Source organism: Mucilaginibacter aureus, assembly GCF_053514885.1.
In genome coordinates, this window is record NZ_CP170601.1 from 907,479 (window position 1) to 926,277 (window position 18,799).

The window sequence follows — 18,799 nt, forward strand, 5'->3', positions numbered from 1 at the left end:
AAAAAGCCGTTTAAATTATGCCAAAATAGCTTAACAAGTTACTAATATCCTAAATGATAAATAACTGTAGGATACTTTCTTTGTATCAACAATTTTCATCATGCAATACATCATTGCAATAATTGTCAAACCAACATGTTACATACACCTCATACCTTTTTACAGATCCATCCAAAAGATAACGTATTGGTGGCACTGCAAAACCTAACCAAAGGCACCACAGTAAACCATAACGGACAAAGCATTGTACTCGCAACCGATGTTGCCGCCAAGCATAAATTTACCATAACCGATCTTCAGCCTGCCGACGCTATTTATATGTACGGGGTACTGGTTGGCAAAGCGGTAGAGCCTATACAACAGGGCGCTGCCATCACCACCAAAAACATACAGCATGCCGCCGAAGATTTTGAACTGGGCCGCCGCAAAACCGACTGGCACAAACCGCAAACCGGTAAATGGGAGCTAAAAAAATTTATGGGCTATCACCGCGCCGATGGTGCTGTTGGCACGGCTAACTACTGGCTGGTAATTCCCTTAGTATTTTGCGAAAACCGCAATGTGGAAGTGTTGAAAGACGCCCTGGTTAACAAGCTGGGTTATAAAAAACCGCAGGTATTTGATCATGACGTGGATAACCTGATCAACCTGTACCAAACCGGCAAATCTGTAGAAGAGATCTTAACTGCCGATATTAACGGCACGCCTCATCTTAACGGGCACAGTAAAGTGTTTAACAATATTGATGGCATTAAATTTTTAACCCACGATATGGGCTGCGGTGGCACCCGTTTAGATTCGGATAGCCTGTGCGGTTTGCTGGCCGGTTATATTACCCACCCTAACGTGGCGGGTGCAACGGTTTTAAGTTTAGGATGCCAGCACTCGCAGGCAAGCATTTTGAAGAAAGAGATCTTAAAACGCAGTCCCGATTTTAATAAACCGCTGTTGGTATTGGAACAGCAAAAAGAAGGCACCGAAAATAACCTGCTGCAAAAAGCCATCAAGCATACCTTTGCCGCATTAATGGAGGTAAATAAAACCGAGCGCAAGCCGGCACCTGTAAGCAAGCTTTGTATCGGTTTGGAGTGCGGCGGTTCCGATGGTTTTTCGGGCATTTCGGCTAACCCGGCGTTGGGTTATGTATCCGATATCTTAGTCGCGTTGGGCGGCTCAGTGATCTTAGCCGAATTCCCCGAACTATGCGGTGTTGAACAGGAGTTAAGTGACCGCTGCGTTGACGAAGATACTGCGCAAAGGTTCATCAACCTGATGCGCGTATACAACAGCCGTGCAGAAGAATCGGGTTCGGGTTTTTACGCCAACCCATCACCCGGCAATATCCGCGATGGTTTGATCACCGATGCCATCAAATCGGCCGGAGCAGCAAAAAAAGGTGGCACCTCGCCGGTGACCGATGTGCTCGATTATCCTGAAAAAGTAACCAAACCAGGCTTAAATTTACTATGCACCCCCGGTAACGATGTGGAAAGCACTACCGCCGAAGTAGCCGCAGGCGCAAATATTGTACTGTTTACAACCGGATTGGGTACACCTACCGGCAATCCTATCGTCCCGGTTGTTAAAATATCGACCAACTCGGCAGTTTATAACCGCATGCACGATATTATCGACCTGGATTGCGGTACCATTATCAACGGCGCCGAAACCATTGAGCAAGCCGCCGAGCGTATCCTCGATCATGTGATCGAAGTAGCCAGCGGCAATGTCATCGTTAAATCGCAGCAATTGGGCCAGGATGATTTTATTCCGTGGAAACGCGGGGTTTCGTTATAAAGACGATTAGCACGCGAAGGCGCTAAGTCGCAAAGAGCATAACTTAGACTTCTTAGCGCCTTCGCGCCTTTGCGTGAAACTAACTTAATCCATCCAGATCAGCGGGTGCCTCACCGGTAAATTCCTGATCACTTCTTCAACTTTAGGGTCGTGGTCTAAACGTTTCCAGGTGTTCAGCCAATCGTTGTTACCATAAGCGAGCGCCCCAAATACCAGCGAAGGTTGTGCTACCGGCCACTCGTCCCAATACATTACATCATGCGCAAAGGGCCATTTGCTTTTATCGGCAAGGTAAGGATACAGGTAACTGATCGCTGTTTTCATCGACCGGCCATCAGCCGTTTGATATTCCCAAAGGTTGTTGTCTTTTGTGCTTAGTATCTGGCAAAGTGTAGTCAGCGCATCCAGATCGAAAATAGAATATCCGAAGGGTTTGGTACGCTTCAATTCCAGCGGCAGGCTGCCGTCGGCTGCTACCTGGCTAGGCAAAAAGATATATTTATACCGGTTGCTGCAGCTATCCATCACCGTTTGGTTATGTGTAAAACGTGCAAAGCAGGCGGTCTGCATGGCCCAGCAGGTACCGTGGTTATTTTTGGCGGCCTTTTCTTCCGCTCCGTTTTTGCTGGTGGTTAACCACACGATATATTGCGCGAACCAATCTTTTACGCCTTTCACCACATTCTTATCCATGGTTTTGTCATTCTCCATTGCCATCAGGCCCTGCACCACTTCCATCAACTGGATAGTATCGATGATACCAATGCCGCGGCCGGTAGTTATTCCTTTTAAAGCCTGCGCATATTGCAGGTTAGGGTTCATCAGCGTTGCGGGATCAATGAACCACGCTTTAAGATGTACGATAGCGTGCTTAACGTACTTAACATCATGCGTAAGCTTGTAAGCCGATGCCAAAGCGCCGATGACGCGGCTGAAACGGATCATAGCCAAACGGTGCGCCACAAAGTTGTCGGGGTTGGTCATCCCATCCTTTTGGATGTAGGGCCCGTTAGGATTTTTAGGATCTGGCCACCAGTAATCCCCTTCCGAATAAAAGTCGTGTTTACCGCCTGCGCTGCGGCTGCAGGTTTGCGCAGTTACCGTTACGGGCTGCTGCTGCATGGCCCAGGCAGCCTCGGCCATCACACTTTTGCGCAGGGTTGAAGTAATTTCTGCTTTAAACGCCGGTTCGCCGGCCGGTTTTATGGTGAACGCCGAAAGCGAAACGAATAAAAAAGCGGTTATAATGTTTTTCATATCATTGATCTGGCTAAGATATATGCTTAATAATTAAATTTATTCAGCGCTATATTCATCATGCGTTAGGGATGGCAGCGGATACCGGCCCGTGGCTAAGGCCCGTGTAGTATGAGCGTACAGCCCGGCCGTAGGCAACGCCCAACAAAAAGAACACTAAGTACCAATCGAGGCGCGTTTTGTCAATTGTCAAAATAATTTACTCCGTCATCATTTTAAAAGTAACCTTACCTACCGTATTCGGTTTACCCGAAACAGCGGCGGCTATACTTCCTTTCAGCTTCCCGTTCAATTTTTCCACTTTAATTTCCCTGAAACTATAATCGCCTTTTTCGTAATTAAAGGTTTCGCCATCATCATCATATAAACGATAAGTACCCGGCTTATCACCATAGTAGCGCACTTCAATATCAACCTTAGTGCCTGCTTTTGGTGCATGTAGCATAGCTGGCATCATCGGGATAATACCCCCGTCTTTTACGTAAACCGGTATCTTATCCAGTCCCGGTGTTACGGTAATTACCTGCCCGTCGCCGGCCGGTTTGCCGGTGTAAAAGTCGTACCATTTGCCTTTGGGTAATATCACCGTGCGGGTGGTTTGGCCGGTAAACATCGGGGCAACCAAAATATTCTCGCCGGCCATGTACTGATCTTTGATCTCTTTTTGCGATGCTTCCTCGTAGGGGTTCTCCTCCAGGTTTATCTTCTTTTTGGATGTCGTTTCTTTCGGCACCTCAACACCCTGAAAGCCCGGCTCCAGGTTCATGGCCCTAAATGGCGGTATGCCCTGATAATGGTATTTTGCAAACTCGCTGTACCAGTAAGGCATCATCTGCATGCGCAGGTTGGCCAGTTGTTTTACCTGTTCGGCAACCTCTGGAAATGTCCAGGGTTTGGTACCGCTTGCCCAGGCATTGATCATCGCCATCGGTGAAAATATATTCGACTGGAACCTGCGCAGCCATTCTTCAGCGGTTTTTGAGGCGCGCACTTCGGGCGTCCACAGCACCCCGGCAAAACCGCTGTTAATTAAAGCCGTTATAAAATCCTGGTGGTTGTAATAGTCGTTGTAGATAACATAAGGCAACCTGCTGCCGCCGCCGTTTGATGCCCGTACCAGGCCATAAGTGCGCTGGTTTTTATCGTGATATAAGTCGGTAATGTAACGCTGCATCATTACACCATAGGTTTGGCGCATCTGCTCGGCGCTATGCCCCGACGGGAACATGGCCACATCCGGCCACAAATAAACGTCTCCACCATCAACCTCATCCATTTTATAGCCGCTTACGCCGATGTCGACCTTATCTTTACCCAACTGACCAAAAAATATCTTCCTTGCCTCTGGCATGCTGATATCGGCCACGGCCCCGTTCCAAACCGTATAGCTGCCGGTATAAGGCAAAATACTTTTATAGATCGATGCCTCTGGCGAGATGTAAGGATTTGTCCACAAATTAATACGTATACCTTTCTTCAGCATATCCTGCACCAAAGTTTTAGGCTCAGGGAAACGGGTTTTATCCCAATCGAAAGTACATGGGTACGATTTACTTTGCCAGCCTGGCTCCAACCCAATAAAATCAAGCGGGTAGCCTTTATCTTCAAAGGCTTTAGCTTCTTCGGCAACGCCATTGGCATCGGTTAAGCGCTGCATGCGTTGGGTAAAACCCAGGCCCCAGCGCGGCGGCAGGCAGCCACCGCCATTTAACAGGTTGTAACGGCGCACAGCATCCATAGCGGTAGGTCCGCCAAACACATAGATCTCGGCACCTTCGGCAGGTATCAGCATTTCTACATTGTCCGAATATGGTTTCGATGCCCAATTCTTATCTAAATTTCTGTCCTGTACTTTGGCAGGCGTTTTACTGTCGCGCATCACCGCAGTACCGGCATAAACTTTAATGTAACGCGCGCTGTTGATAAACACGCCATACCCTTTTGATGATACATAAAAAGGTGTTGGGCAATGCGTATGCCCGTCATCCTTCCCGGCATAATTATCTACATGCAGCGTTAATATTTTACCGCGCTGATGTACGGTTTGAAAGTTTAACCCAAAGCCGTACAGCTGCTCTTCCCGCTCAAGCGGAAAACTCAGGTAGGTTTTACCATCAATAATTTTAGCGGTTATATCCGCCTGCTGCAGCGGGAATTTAGCATCGCCCATCTCGGCCAAACCAGCGTGATAGGGCACTGCCCCGGCGGTCTTCAGCAGGTCGAAGGCTTCGGGTTTACCGGCAACGGCTTTCCATATACCGGGTTCAACCTGTGTCCAGGTTAGTTGCTGGGCATTCAATTGTATCGCGGCAAGCAAAAGCAAACCGGCTAAACTATATTTCAAAAATTTCATATCGGGTTTACAAGGCCGCAATTAAAATAAAACCGGCGTTGGTTTGTTATCGGGTGTTAGCTTGTTATTCAGTTAATTTACCTTAACGGGACATGGATTTGCCTATCGCGGTCAATTGCTCAATGTACGCCGGGTAGATGAGCCCGCTGCTTTGTATGGGCGCATCCCAGGTCATGGCGCCATGGGCATCGTTTATTTTTTTAGTGTAACCGATGATCTGTTCCACGGTAAACCGCGGATTACCCATGCCCCATTTTTCACCCAGGTTGCTCAACGCGTGGATCTGCATACCGTCTATCTTACCATCATAAGGATGGTTAATGGTCACCAGGTCATCTTTATTGATCTCCCCGGCAATATAATCTTCGTGTGGTGTGATGCTGGTTAACCGGTAAAAAACACCAGGGTTAAAGCCCACAATGCTGTTTGGGTTGCCTGCTCTTGCTGCCGCCGCAAAGCTTTTAAAGTTTGGCGTAGTTTCTGTACGATACATGATATTCGGCCAATAACAACCGTCGAACCACCAGCCGTCAACTTTTGTACCCCATCTTACCGACCATTCCCTGATGATCTCCTCCCATTTAAGCTGGAATTCTTTGTTAGGATACGGGCCATTTTTCCATTGCAGACCTTTCTTCGCTGTCGAATCGCCATTAGGCGCTCCCGATGGCAGGTAAACGATGAGTTTTAAACCGCGCTTGTGTAAGGCGTCGGAAAGATCGGCTATCAGGTCCCGCCGCGAGCATTTGCTTGGTTTAATACCTACGAACTTATCATAGGCAACATTAGGCGCATCATAAAAACCTGAGTTTTGACCGATCGTAAATATCATGTACGATGCACCCACGCCTTTAACCTGGTCGGCCAAACCGTTCACATCAAAATGATCTATCAGTTCATTCCATTTAGTTACATCTATTTTCAGGTTCTCAGTTTGGCGCAGCCAATCGGGAAGGTAATGCGTCATCACACCAAATTTGGCCTGCTGCATCCAGGCTGCTCTATCCTGTGCGTACGCATGCGTACATAACAATATCAGCAACAAATAAATGTACTTTTTCATGTTATAGTGGCACTATGGTATAACTCTTACCCTTCAGGGTTTTAAAATCAATGGTGTATTGTTTGACAACGGCAAGGTCGGTCAGCGTTACGTTATCCTTTTTCTGGTAAACCGGTTTTGGTTCACGCTGGTCAAGCGGGTTTTGGTTTGCACCCGATGCAGTTTTTGATGCCACCCCGATAACCTTTACAGGCGCAGGGCTGCTTACCCGGCAATTACCGCCATCTTTCGACAGGATAACCGCTTGGATTAATTTACCATTATCCCAATTTATAGCTACTTCGAAATTTCCGCGTGCTTTAATGCCGCTAATGCTGCCTGTTGGCCAGGCGTCGGGCAGGGCCGGTAGCAATTCGAGTGCGCCGGTATGGCTTTGCAGCAGCATTTCTGTCATCCCTGCCGAACCGCCAAAGTTGCCATCTATCTGGAATGGCGGGTGCGCGTCGAACAGGTTAGGGAAAGTACCGCCGCCTGTCATTTTTATCGTCGATGTCGGGTCAATAAAATTGAACGCCGAGGCGAGTATTTTATAGGCATGGTTGCCATCGTGCAGGCGCGCCCACCAGTTTACTTTCCAGGCCATAGACCAGCCCGTACTTACATCGCCACGGAAGATCATCGATTGTTTTGCCGCTGCGGCCAATTCGGGTGTGCTTTCAACCGAAATAAACTTACCCGGAAATAAGCCGAATAAATGCGAAATATGGCGGTGTGTATCTTTAGGATCGTCCCAATCCTGGAACCACTCCTGCAATTGCCCATATTGGCCGATATGCAAAGGATACAATTGTGCTTCGGCCTTTTGCAAACGGCTAACAAATGCAGCGTCAATATTTAAAGCTTTCGCTGATGCAATACAGTTATTGAACAACTCGCGGATAATGGACATATCCATAGTGCTGGCCATGCTGATCTCGTATTCTTTACCGTTAATTTTAACTGAGTTTTCGGGCGATACACCCGGATTGGTGATCAGGTAACCTGTTTTCGGGTCTTTGATCAGCCAGTTGAGCATAAACAAAGCCGCTCCTTTCATTAAAGGATAGCCGGTTTTGCTTAAAAATATCTTATCACCTGTAAAAAGATAATGCTCGTACAAATGTGTACTCAACCAGGCCCCGCCCATTGGCCAGGCCGAGTAGCGTGTGCTGGCTTTAGGATCAGTATCGTAGTTACCTACAGTTGATGTTTTGGCCCAGATATCAGAGTTATGATGCTCAACCCAGCCTTTGTTGATGTTGTAATTTACCTTGGCCGTCTTTTTTCCATTAACTGACAGCTCTTTGATAAAATCAAACAGCGGCTGATGGCATTCGGAAAGATTGGTGTTTTCGGCCAGCCAGTAATTCATCTGGGTATTGATGTTAGTGGTATAATTACTGCCCCAGGGTGGCTGCACCGCATCATTCCAGATGCCTTGCAGGTTTGCTGGCGGCGTGCCCGGCCTCGAACTCGATATCAGTAAATAACGGCCAAACTGGTAATATAAAGTTTGCAGTTGCCTGTCGGGATCATCAAAGTTAAAGTGTCTTAACCGTTCATCAGTAGGTTGTTTCAGCATTCCCGCATCGGCGCCTAAATTAAACTTTACGCGTTTAAAAAGCTTTTGGTAATCAGCAATATGGGCTGCCCTTAGCTGGTTATAACCTGCTTTTAAAGCGTTATTTAAATTGGCGTTTGCCGCGATGGCCGGGTCCTTCCCCTGTAGGCCCGGCGAATGATCAAAACCGTTAAAGCTGGTTGCTTCGGTTAAATACAGGGTTACCTCATCGGCGCCGGCTATTTCCAAAGTGTTGCCGTTAGCCCTAACCGTTCCGCCCGTAGTTACCGCCTTCAGGTTTATCTGAAAATTCATCCCTTCGCCCTTTGGTTCATCATAAACCACCTGCTGGGGCTCATAATCCCGGTTGGCTACATATTTCGGGGCTTTGCCTGTAAGTACCAGTTGGTTGCTGCTTTGCGCAGATACATTAAAATGCAGTTTGCTTGTCAGGTTTGCATTCAAATTGATCGCTCCCTTTTTATCCGCAGCAATGCGCACCACCATTACCTTGCCGGGATAGCTTATCCAGGTTTGACGGGTGTAATCAACACCATCGGCTTTATATTTTACGGTGGCTATGGCATTGTTCAGGTCAAGGTCGCGATAGTAATTGCTTGCGGTAGTATCATTAAGCTTAAAGTCGAGCCGCATATCGCCTAAAGGCAAATACCTTGCCGAATAGGTTCCCTGTAATCCTTTCTTAAACAGAGCCGCACCTTTGGTATAATCGCCATCAAATATCGCCTGCCTTACCTGCGGCAGGTACTCAGGCCCCTTAGGGTTATTGCCATCAACCGGGTAGCCTGACCACAGTGTATGGTCGTTAAGCTGAAACCTTTCGTGTACAACTTTGCCAAAAACCATAGCACCGGTTGTACCATTACCTAAAGGCAGGGCTTCTTCCCAGGCAGTAGCCGGCTTATTGTACCATAATTTAAGATTATTATCGTAGTTTTTACTTTGGCCAAAAGCGCCCGAACTTAGCACTAAACCTATAGCGGTAACATATTTATTTAAACTCATGCTGAAATGATGTTGAGCAAGGGTATTGTTAAAATCAAAAAAAGCTAACAGGACAATGATGGTTTGTCCTGTTAACTTTCATTTTGAATACTACAAATTATTATTGTGGCAAATTAGGCGACACAAAAAGAGTCATCACGTTAACCACGCCGTTAGTAGCCAATAAATCGCTGGTATTCACATTAAACGCTCCATTTAACTGGATAGGATAATCGGATGTATTGCTTGGCGATGCATTGAGCACTTTAATGGCCATGGTTGATGTTGGATTTGATATAAAGGCCGGTGTTCTGAAATTGAAGGTAACCGGGTTAGTGGTATAAGCACCCGGTGCCAGCAATGTTTTCGCCATCACATCATTAACCGGCAGGTTATAGTGCGAATATACACCGTCCAGTATCAGGTATTGCAGATAGTTTTTTACATCAGCTGCCGGATAACTTTTCCAGCTGGTAGCTACTTTATTAGCCGATGTAAAAACAGCGCCCCAAACGCAGGTGGTAGCAGCTATTTTGGTTGTTTTATCCTGGGTGTAAACCGCGCCATTATTTAAAAATATGTACGTTCTGTTAGGTTTAGTATACTCGTTGGTATCAATTCCCGAATAAATTATCGCGTCGTACATCCTGCGGAAAATAGTATCACTTTTAACCGTGTTATTATATGCACGCGATTTTAAATACGCCCAGGCAGTCATGTTCAGGTGAGCGTCAAGTGTATCGGTAGTGCTCCGGGTAAAGTCCTTTTGTAATTTTAAGCAGCCCGGGCTGATCATTGCAACCGCCGTCAATACAGCCAGTGTTGCTATCATATATTTTATTTTTTTCATCTGATTAATGCTTTAATAATTAATATCCAGGGTTTTGAACTAATGTGCGGTTAGCATTAAGCGCGTTTTGACTTAAAGGCCAGTAGATCTTATTCAAATCCTGGAAACCGGTTTGTACGGTACCAAATATCCGTTGACGGCGCGATACCACAGGGTCCATTATATTTTTAACATTACCGGTACGCACCAGGTCAAACCAACGTTTGCCTTCGCCAAATAATTCATATTGCCTTTCCTGTAAAATGGCATTCTCCATATCAGTGGTGGTAGTGTATTGCGTTGCCGGAATTGGCGTTACTGCTGTGGCCGGTGGAATTGGAACCCTTGCTCTTACATAAATAAAATTGAGGTATTTAAGCGCGTTTGTTAAATCGCCTGTTTGTGCATACGCTTCGGCCAATGACAAATAAACATCACTTAAACGGTACATTACCAGGTATACATTTAAATTGAGAGCAGTTGTGCCTGTTGCCAAAATACCCGACGCATTATAATTGGTGTTAAAATACTTTAGCGTTTTATCACCATGCGCAAGATACGAGCCACTTGGCGTAGCAAGCGTATCTATGGTTTTGCCAAACCTGGTATCTACTTTGTTGTTTTTCTTCCATTTAAAATAAATAGAGGTATCTGCCTGTACCGGGTTATTGCTCAATTGCGTAGTGATAGGTATACATGCACAACCATTTGCAGTGTTATCCCAATTAATGCTCCAAATAGCTTCGGGAGAAGTTGTTGGGTTAAGGAATACGTTTTTCCAGGTAGCCTGCGATTCCAGGTTACCTGCAGATGTGCCTGTATATGCAACACCAAGTGGTGATTTTGCTGCAAATAATTTTTGAGTCCATGCAATGGCATTCTGGTAGTCAGACTGGCCACCGCCAGGTTGACCGGCCCTCCACATATAAACATCAGCCATTATCGCGCAAATAGCGCCTTCATTAATATACCATGCATTTGCAGTTTGACCTTTGGAGATAAGTGAGTACGCTTTGGTCAAATCGGGGATAATTAACGAATCGATAATTTTGGCTTTGGGCGATCTGGTTTTTGCAGGGGGCTGTGTTGCATCAGTGTAAGGAGTTGTCCATATTACCCCATCGCCCCAAACACGTACAATATAAAAATAGCATTCTGCACGCATAGCATAGCTTTGCGCTAAAGCATTATTCACTATGGTTGTTGTGGCCAGGTTATCATATTGAGGTACCTGCGGTATATACTTAATGTTGGTATTAGCGCGGTATATAGTACGGTATAACCCGCCCCAATCGGCTGTAGCATTATTAATGGTAACCGCGTTAAAGGCCAGCTCGGTAATCGTATTATTGTTATACTGGCTCCTGTCAAAGTTATCAGATCGGCCTTCGCCCCAATAGTGATATCTGCCGCCATAAGCTTCGGTATTATCCGCTTGATCTTTACCGTTGCCCACGCCGGTCATCTCTTCCTGGAAAGAGAGATACATGCCGGATAAAGCTGCGGTAATATCTTTATTACTTCTGAAGTAGACATCCAAACTTACCGCACTTAAGGGCAGCTCAGTTACGTCTTTTTTGCAGCTGCTTACCGCTGCAACAGCAAATGCTATAGCAGCGATACCCATTATTTTTTTCATTATTTTATTGCTAAAATTCATCTTCATTTTTTTTAGAAACCAATACTTATACCAAACCCAACTTCTCTTCTTTTTGGATATTTACCATTATCCGTACCCGGAGTAAGAACATTTGAGCTAAACTCAGGGTCAAACCAGGTGTAATCTGTCCAGGTGAGTAAATTATCCCCGTATGCATATATTGCAACCTTTTTTGCTCCGATCTTTGAGATCAGTTTCTGATCGAGCATATAGGTTAGTTTTACGTTTGCCAACCTGATAAATGAGCCATTTTCAAGATACAGGCTGTTAAGTCCGTTGCTCACATCACCATAGGTATCTTTGTTGGTAAACAGCGGGTACTTGGCAATATCACCCTGGCGCAGCCATGAGTTATAAATAGCATCAACAGTTGGTGGCGAATAAGTAGAGCTGTTGGTGTTTTGGCCATTTGCTGTACCGTTATAAATTTTGTTACCATATGATCCATTAACGGTAACGTTTAAGGTAAAATGCTTGTAGGTGAAAAAGTTAGTTACACCAAAAAAGCGCGGCGGAATACCATTTCCTAACATCTGCTTATCATTAGCATCAATTATACCGTCATTATTTACATCCTGCCAGATAGTGTTACCTCCTTTTAGTGTAAGGCCATTTCTGGTCATTTGACGTATTGGCCCGGTATAAGGCTGGCCATTATCCAGATAGCTGGTTGCCGTTTTACCATCTGCCGATACGCCAACCGGTATTAACCTGTCGCCATTAGTTGCGTATGCATTTGATACATCATATTGATAAACACCCAGGTTTTTGTACAGGTAAAAATCACCAACATGGCCACCTTCCTGTATAATATATGCTCCTGTATAATAAGGGGTGTGGTTAGCTAATTGCTTAATTAATCCGGCCTGCTGGAAGGTTACGTTAGTGCTGATATTCCAGGTAAAATCCTTACTTACAATCGGCGTTCCGGATATGGTAAGCTCAATGCCTGTGTTATCTATATCCCCAAGGTTAACTGGTACGTTTGCCGGGCCTGTTTCTTCAGGTAGCGATGTAGAATATAACAAACCGTTGGTTTTTTTAATATAATACTCCGGTGTAAATGTTAAACGCCCTTTAAAAAAGGTTAGGTCCATACCAAAATTTTGAGTAGTGGTATTTTCCCATTTTATTGCGTTATTACCCAAGGTGGTAGATAACGCTGCCGAAGCGTTTCCTGCATAAGAGGTATTGGTATTGTCGCTTCCAAAATTGATCAAGGTTGAATAAAGGTAATTGTCCTTTAACTGGTCATTACCTAACTGACCGATACTATATCTTAACTTACCGTCTTCAAGAAACTTTTTGGTCCATTTCATAAACGGCTCATCGGTAAAGCGCCATGCAAAACCACCCGAGTAAAAGTCACCCCATTTATTATCCGGTCCAAACCTTGATGATCCGTCTCTTCTGTAGGTACCTGTTAAAATATATCTCGATTTATAATCGTAACCTAAACGCGCAAAAGCCGACTCTGTACCAAAAGCAGTTGCGCTTGTACCTGTTTTAGTTAAATCAACAACACCTACGTTTGATGTAAACACCAGTTCGCTCAGGTAGTTATTATCACCGATATCGTACTCATCAGTTCTTTGATGCTCACGGCTAAAGCCTAAAGTACCGCTAACGGTGTGAGCACCGCCAAAAGTGTGACGGTAGTTTAAAAACGCCTGTAACTGGTATGAGAATTGTCTTGTATCTGTAGTGCTGCCTACACTTGCACCGGTACCGCCGCTGGTTAATATAGTAGGGGTAAACGATTGTGTTGTAGGATTACTCAATTTAGCGTTAAAGCTTCCGGTTAATTTCAGATCTTTTGTAAACGAGTAGTTAGCCGATACGTTGTATTGGGCCAGATAACTTGTAGCTCCATTGGTTTGTAATAAAGCATAAGCTACCGGGTTACGTTTTGATTCAACATAACTTGCCAGGGTTCCGTCGGGGCGATAGATCGCTGTCCACGGGTTACGCTCAAAAATTTGTTTAATACTCGTTCCAACCGGGATATCGTTACCGGTTTGATAAGCAAACGATAAATTATTGGTTATTTTAAATTTATCACTTGGTTGAAAATCAACATTAATAGTTGTTTGTAATCTTTTAATGTAGCTGTTCAATACTATCGACTGATCATCGATATAGCCTACACCTGTATAATATGTTAAGCCTTTTTGACCGCCGCTTATACCCAGGTTAAGGGTGTTTTTATTAGCTGTTCTAAATAACAATTCCTGGTAATCGTTATCGGCATTCAGGTAATGGTTTACCGAATCCTGGTTGATACCGTTGTTACCATCGCCCCGGTTTTTACGATAAAAACGCAAGTCGTTTGCCGATGCCGTAGGCAGGCTGTGAGCCAGCTTACCAAACAAATGGCCGTAGCTTGCCGTGATTGATGGTTTGCCTTCCTGGCCGCGTTTGGTAGTGATCAATATTACACCGTTTGCACCACGTGAACCATAGATCGCAGCCGAAGCAGCATCCTTCAATATCTCAACCGAAGCAATATCAGCCGGGTTGAGATAGTTGGCATCTGTACTGATCACACCATCAATTACATACAATGGTCCCGTACCCGAGTTTAAGGTACCTGCGCCACGTATAACAATTGATCCCTGGCCCGATGGGTCGCCATTATCGTTAGAAACCTGCACACCTGCAGCCTGGCCTTCCAAGGCATCAAACAAGGTTACCGGCTGGCGCTCGTCAATTTGCTTAGCGCCTACTGTAGCGATAGAACCTGTCAGGTCGCGTTTTTTAACTTCCTGGCCGTAACCTGTGATCACAACCTCGCTTAGATCATTAGAGGTTTCGGTTAAGGTTGTATTGATCACCCTGCGGGTGCCTACAAGTTCTTCGTGTGAGTTATAGCCAATATAGCTGAATACCAAAATGGCTTTATCATCGGGTACTGATACGGTATACTTACCATTAACATCGGTAACTACACCTATTGGCGTACCTTTTATTTTAACAGTTACACCTATCAGCGTTTCGCCTTTCGAATCGGTAACTGTACCGGCAACTTTAGGTGCCGCGTTTTGTGCATGTGCAATTGATACACTGATCAATAAAACAAGCATGAGCATGGATAGCCTCATAATGTGGCCACCGGCTTCGGTAATTTTTTGAGTAAATAGTTTGACCATAATACTAATGAAGATTAGGATTTAGTTAATTATTAAGGAGTTAATTAAAAATTTTGGATGAAAATCGGAGAATAGAGGTGCGTCATAATTTTGTTCATCATCATTTTGGTTAAATTGGTTTTGAGGAAAATTGGTTATAAAATTGGTTAATGCAAGTACCTAATTATTTGGTTATGCCCATTGATTACTATTGGCAAATTATTCAGCTATTTTGACAATAAATAGGTAAGGCTGTGCTAAAACATGATTATTACGCATAATTAAGGCCGGTAAACCCTGTAAAACGATCGCATGCATGATGCGTTTTAAATACAATAACGGTTTAATGAAACTATTGGTTTTATTTTAACGACCGGTAACCTACATCGGCGGTGGTCAATACATAATTAGTGCTGGCGCCCTCGCTACTCACTATTTTACCATCAGCAGTTACCTTAACCAATGGGTAATAAAGCTTACTGTTACTACCTCCCGGTACATCATATCCGCCAGCAGCTTTAGTGAGTTTTGGATCGGTTAGCGTATAACCTTCTGCAGGCATGGCTCCGGCATCTTTTACCTTGAATAAAATATTACCGGCCCATTTGGCATTAGGGTACGGACCCGTAACAGTAGCAGCCGGGCCGCCGCCCTCTATAATGTTATTAGTAAAAGTGGTATAAGTTGCTCCCATTCCGTTAGTGCGTTGGGTCATTACGTAGTTTTCGGCATTGTTTATTAAGGTATTGTTGGATATCACTACACGGTCTGGCCTGTCATGCGCGGTTAATTGTGCGCCATCGGCAACTTCGCCATCACCGTTACCTATAGTTATGGCAGGTTTACAGTTTTCAAAATAGTTGCCTACAACAAAATGGTCGTCGCCAAAAATGCGCAGGCCGGGTGTATTAATAAAATAATTGCCGTATATGATAGATTTATTGCCATGCCTTAATGTAAACTGCGCGGGGCAATCGCGAATGGTGTTATAACGCAGCGTAACACCCGAGGCTTTAACCGAGATCAACTCATTTTCGCCGGCACATTGCTCAAACAGGTTATATTCAACAACGCTGTTGCTCGTCGACAGGCTAAAACCGCTTAACCCAAATTGCAAGGTTTCGGCACCGTTTTTACCCCCCTGACTTACATAGTTAGTAAAGTAATTGTGATGGATGCTTAACCTTTCGGCAATTTGTTTACCGGTTCCCCGGATAGCCAGGAAACGGCCCATTGCATTTTTATTTTGGAACGTGTTGTGGTCTATTTCATGATCGCTGCCTGCAATCGTCAGGTCTTCGCCGTCGCCACTGTTTTCAAAAATATTTTGTGTCCAACGGCAAAAGCTGCTGCCACCAGCTGTTTTAGCCTTTGATGATTTGTGGGTAAACTTAAAGCCTTTAATGGTTACATAAGTTGCACCGCTTGCCAGGTTAAAACCGCCCACGCCGTTTATTTCGGCATTGCCAATTGTTTCGGCGCAGATAATAATGGGATGCACTTTATTTCCTTTGCGGTTTACTACTATATCTTCGGTAGTGTTGTAAACACCATTAGCCAGCGTGATCACATCGCCTGCTTTGGCATTGTTAATGGCACTCTGCAGCGCCGGTATCGAAGTAACTTTAACGTTATCGGCAAATACAACTGTACACAGGCATAAAGTAAATACAATAAATGTGCTCAGTTTGCGGGGGATTTGGGGAGTTCTCGGTTTCATTATATATAATCTAAGGGATCAATCGGTAATGGTAAATTGTTTTTTAGTTCGTATATCTTCGGATGAGCTGCCCATGCGTATCTCAAAAACGCCCGGTTCAACAACCCAGTTCATGTTTTTATCCAGCAGAGAAAGGTCGTCGGGGTGCAGGGTAAATTTAACCGTTTTGGTTTCGCCCGGCTCAAGGGTTATCCGCTCAAAACCGCGTAACTGGGTATCGTAAGTAATTACGCTGCTTGCCATATCTTTTAAATAAAGCTGCACTACTTCGTCGCCTTTAACCTTGCCGGTATTTTTTATATCTACACTCACTTGTATATCGCTTGCTTTATGGCCATCGGTGCTAACAGTTAAATTGCTGTATAAAAAAGTGGTGTAGCTTAAGCCGTAGCCAAACGGATACAAGGCACCGTTAACACTGGTTTTACCATAACCGTTTGGGCCTGCCGACGGCTGGTTGGCTTGCGATGAGGGCTTAAAAGGAAAATTAAATTCGATTTGCCCGGTAGTTTTCGGGAAGGTGATGGATAGCTTGCCACCCGGGTTATAATCGCCAAAAATGGTTTCGGCAATTGCCTGCGCACCTGCATTATCAGGGAACCAGGCTTCTATGATACCATTGACATAACGGTTGGCCCAATTGATGGTAAGCGGCTGCCCGTTTATCAATACCAGCAGTACCGGTTTACCGGTAGCTTGTAACGCTTCTAATAATTTCTCCTGACGACCAGGCAGATCAAGCCCCGTACGCGATTTAGCTTCGCCAACCTGGTCTTCATCTTCGCCCAGTACGGCTATTACCACATCTGATTGCTTAGCCTGCTCAACGGCCTGGGTTATCGACGCCTGTTCATCGCCGGTTAATGGCGTATTAATGATCTCGCTTTCGGGCCAGGTGGCATCAACCACATCGCAGCCTTTGGCATAGCTAACCTGCGCCCTGGTACCCACATAAGCCTTAATGCCATCCAATACCGTTGGCGTAGCAATATTCGACGGGCCGTAACGGCTGACTAAATACCTGGTTGCCGTTGCCAGCGGACCGGCAACTAAAATTTTATTGGTCTTTTTAATATCAAGCGGTAAAAAGTTGTGATCGTTTTTTAGCAGCACCAGCGATTGGTGCGCCATGTTCAAAACAAAATCTTTTGTATTTTTAGGGTTAACTATCTCATCGGCCTTTTTTGGATCGGCAACATAAGGCTGATCAAACAGGCCCAGTTTAAACTTAACCCGCAATACATCAGCAACACGGCTGTCTAAAGTTTTCATCGAAACTTTACCTTCCTTAACCAGCTCACGTAACGGATTAATAAATGCCTCCGGCATGGTAAAGTGGGTGCGCACATTTAAACCAGCCTCAAATGCTTCCCTTACCGCGTCCTTCGCATCAGTGGCGACATGATATTTGGTATACAAAAATTCAACGGCTTCGCTATCCGATACCACATATCCGGTAAAGCCAAATTTTTCGCGCAGCAGTTCGGTTAAAAAATAATAACTGCCCGTTACCGGGATACCATCCCAATCGTTATAGCTGCTCATTACCCCCAGCGGATGTGCCTCCTGGATAACCCGCCTGAACGGGTATAGAAATATGGATTGCATTTCGCGCGGCGCCACATGCGGATCGGTACGGGCATTACCATCGCGGCCACCTTTAGGTACACTGTAAACGGCAAAATGCTTTAGCGTAGCGGCCACGTGCTGATCCTGAATGCCCAGTGTCATCTGCTTGCCCAGTTCAGCTATCAAAAAAGGGTCCTCGCCATAAGTTTCAACCACGCGCCCCCAGCGCTGGTCGCGTGATGGATCAAGTATGGGCGCGTAAACATTGGTATAGCCTAATGCTTTGGCTTCCCGGCCAACTATCGCGCCTCCCTGGTAAACTAAATTTTTATTCCAGGTGCTGCCAATGGCTATAGGCGCAGGCAAAGGTGTCGCCCTGTCGTGATTTAAGCCGTGGACGCCTTCGTTGCTAAAATCAACTGGGATGCCTAAGCGGGTTTCTTCAACAAACCATTTCTGCACCGTATTAATGGCTTCGGCATGGCGGCTGTATGGGTAAGAGTATTTAGTATCCGATTTTGGATGATAAGCCAGCCCGTTAAGCTCCTCGTCAATATTGGCAATACCGTCTTTCCATATTTCATTCTTCCATTCGGGGGTCGGCATTTCATCTTTCAGCACACGGCCATATCCATAAAGCGTTGCTGTTTGGCAAGTCTTCTCGTCAACCGTCATTTGGGATATCAGGTTGGCAACGCGTGCATCAATGGGTTGTGCAGGATCTTCAAACACATCCATTTTGCCATTCTTGTTAAAGTCGATCCAGCCTTTATGATAAATACTTTTTTGCTGCGCGTTTACCTGTCCCATCATCAGTACGGTTAAAGCGGCAACCAGGCCATAGCATTTTATTTCCCTGCTAAAAAAATTCATGTAAC

General features: G+C 45.2%; 10 protein-coding genes. 1 reads left to right on the forward strand and 9 read right to left on the reverse strand.

Features of this window, described 5'->3' with window-relative positions:
* Nucleotides 1-135: 135 nt before the first annotated feature.
* Nucleotides 136-1,797, forward strand: a complete 1,662-nt coding sequence (locus tag ACFGVR_RS03885; protein WP_448701269.1) for a UxaA family hydrolase — start codon at nucleotides 136-138, stop codon at nucleotides 1,795-1,797.
* Between the two features lie 84 nt (nucleotides 1,798-1,881).
* Here ACFGVR_RS03885 and ACFGVR_RS03890 read toward each other — a convergent pair whose 3' ends face one another.
* The 9 genes from ACFGVR_RS03890 to ACFGVR_RS03930 all read right to left on the reverse strand — a co-directional run bounded on the left by ACFGVR_RS03890 (nucleotide 1,882) and on the right by ACFGVR_RS03930 (nucleotide 18,794).
* On the reverse strand, nucleotides 1,882-3,054 hold the full coding sequence (locus tag ACFGVR_RS03890; protein ID WP_448701270.1) for an alginate lyase family protein: 1,173 nt from the start codon (nucleotides 3,052-3,054) through the stop codon (nucleotides 1,882-1,884).
* Nucleotides 3,055-3,253: 199 nt separating this feature from the next.
* Nucleotides 3,254-5,407 carry a glycoside hydrolase family 31 protein gene (locus ACFGVR_RS03895; protein WP_448701272.1) on the reverse strand — a complete coding sequence of 718 codons (2,154 nt, stop codon included), beginning with the start codon at nucleotides 5,405-5,407 and terminating at the stop codon, nucleotides 3,254-3,256.
* An 82-nt stretch (nucleotides 5,408-5,489) separates the two neighbouring features.
* Nucleotides 5,490-6,470 carry an alpha-L-fucosidase gene (locus ACFGVR_RS03900; RefSeq protein ID WP_448701273.1) on the reverse strand — a complete coding sequence of 327 codons (981 nt, stop codon included), beginning with the start codon at nucleotides 6,468-6,470 and terminating at the stop codon, nucleotides 5,490-5,492.
* Between the two features lies 1 nt (nucleotide 6,471).
* Nucleotides 6,472-9,036: a glycoside hydrolase family 95 protein gene (locus tag ACFGVR_RS03905; protein WP_448701274.1), complete on the reverse strand. Its 2,565-nt coding sequence runs from the start codon at nucleotides 9,034-9,036 to the stop codon at nucleotides 6,472-6,474.
* Nucleotides 9,037-9,136: 100 nt separating this feature from the next.
* A complete protein-coding gene (locus tag ACFGVR_RS03910) occupies nucleotides 9,137-9,865 on the reverse strand; it encodes a hypothetical protein (protein WP_448701275.1) in 729 nt (242 codons plus the stop codon).
* Between the two features lie 19 nt (nucleotides 9,866-9,884).
* Nucleotides 9,885-11,483, reverse strand: coding sequence for a RagB/SusD family nutrient uptake outer membrane protein (locus ACFGVR_RS03915; protein WP_448701277.1), 1,599 nt, complete (start codon nucleotides 11,481-11,483; stop codon nucleotides 9,885-9,887).
* A gap of 32 nt (nucleotides 11,484-11,515) precedes the next feature.
* A complete protein-coding gene (locus tag ACFGVR_RS03920) occupies nucleotides 11,516-14,653 on the reverse strand; it encodes a SusC/RagA family TonB-linked outer membrane protein (RefSeq protein WP_448701279.1) in 3,138 nt (1,045 codons plus the stop codon).
* 340 nt (nucleotides 14,654-14,993) lie between these two features.
* The gene (locus ACFGVR_RS03925; protein WP_448701281.1) at nucleotides 14,994-16,352 is read right to left on the reverse strand and encodes a polysaccharide lyase 6 family protein; all 1,359 of its coding nucleotides are present in this window, start codon (nucleotides 16,350-16,352) and stop codon (nucleotides 14,994-14,996) included.
* 18 nt (nucleotides 16,353-16,370) lie between these two features.
* Complete coding sequence (locus ACFGVR_RS03930) at nucleotides 16,371-18,794, reverse strand: glycoside hydrolase family 3 N-terminal domain-containing protein (protein ID WP_448701283.1); 2,424 nt, start codon at nucleotides 18,792-18,794, stop codon at nucleotides 16,371-16,373.
* Nucleotides 18,795-18,799 lie beyond the last annotated feature (5 nt).

Bases quoted from the DNA above. Each gene is read 5' to 3' on its own strand.
- ACFGVR_RS03930 (WP_448701283.1), bottom strand. From the start codon at position 18,794: ATGAATTTTTTTAGCAGGGAAATAAAATGCTATGGCCTGGTTGCCGCT.
- ACFGVR_RS03915 (WP_448701277.1), bottom strand. From the start codon at position 11,483: ATGAAAAAAATAATGGGTATCGCTGCTATAGCATTTGCTGTTGCAGCG.
- ACFGVR_RS03885 (WP_448701269.1), top strand. From the start codon at position 136: ATGTTACATACACCTCATACCTTTTTACAGATCCATCCAAAAGATAAC.
- ACFGVR_RS03895 (WP_448701272.1), bottom strand. From the start codon at position 5,407: ATGAAATTTTTGAAATATAGTTTAGCCGGTTTGCTTTTGCTTGCCGCG.
- ACFGVR_RS03925 (WP_448701281.1), bottom strand. From the start codon at position 16,352: ATGAAACCGAGAACTCCCCAAATCCCCCGCAAACTGAGCACATTTATT.
- ACFGVR_RS03920 (WP_448701279.1), bottom strand. From the start codon at position 14,653: ATGGTCAAACTATTTACTCAAAAAATTACCGAAGCCGGTGGCCACATT.
- ACFGVR_RS03910 (WP_448701275.1), bottom strand. From the start codon at position 9,865: ATGAAAAAAATAAAATATATGATAGCAACACTGGCTGTATTGACGGCG.
- ACFGVR_RS03905 (WP_448701274.1), bottom strand. From the start codon at position 9,036: ATGAGTTTAAATAAATATGTTACCGCTATAGGTTTAGTGCTAAGTTCG.
- ACFGVR_RS03890 (WP_448701270.1), bottom strand. From the start codon at position 3,054: ATGAAAAACATTATAACCGCTTTTTTATTCGTTTCGCTTTCGGCGTTC.
- ACFGVR_RS03900 (WP_448701273.1), bottom strand. From the start codon at position 6,470: ATGAAAAAGTACATTTATTTGTTGCTGATATTGTTATGTACGCATGCG.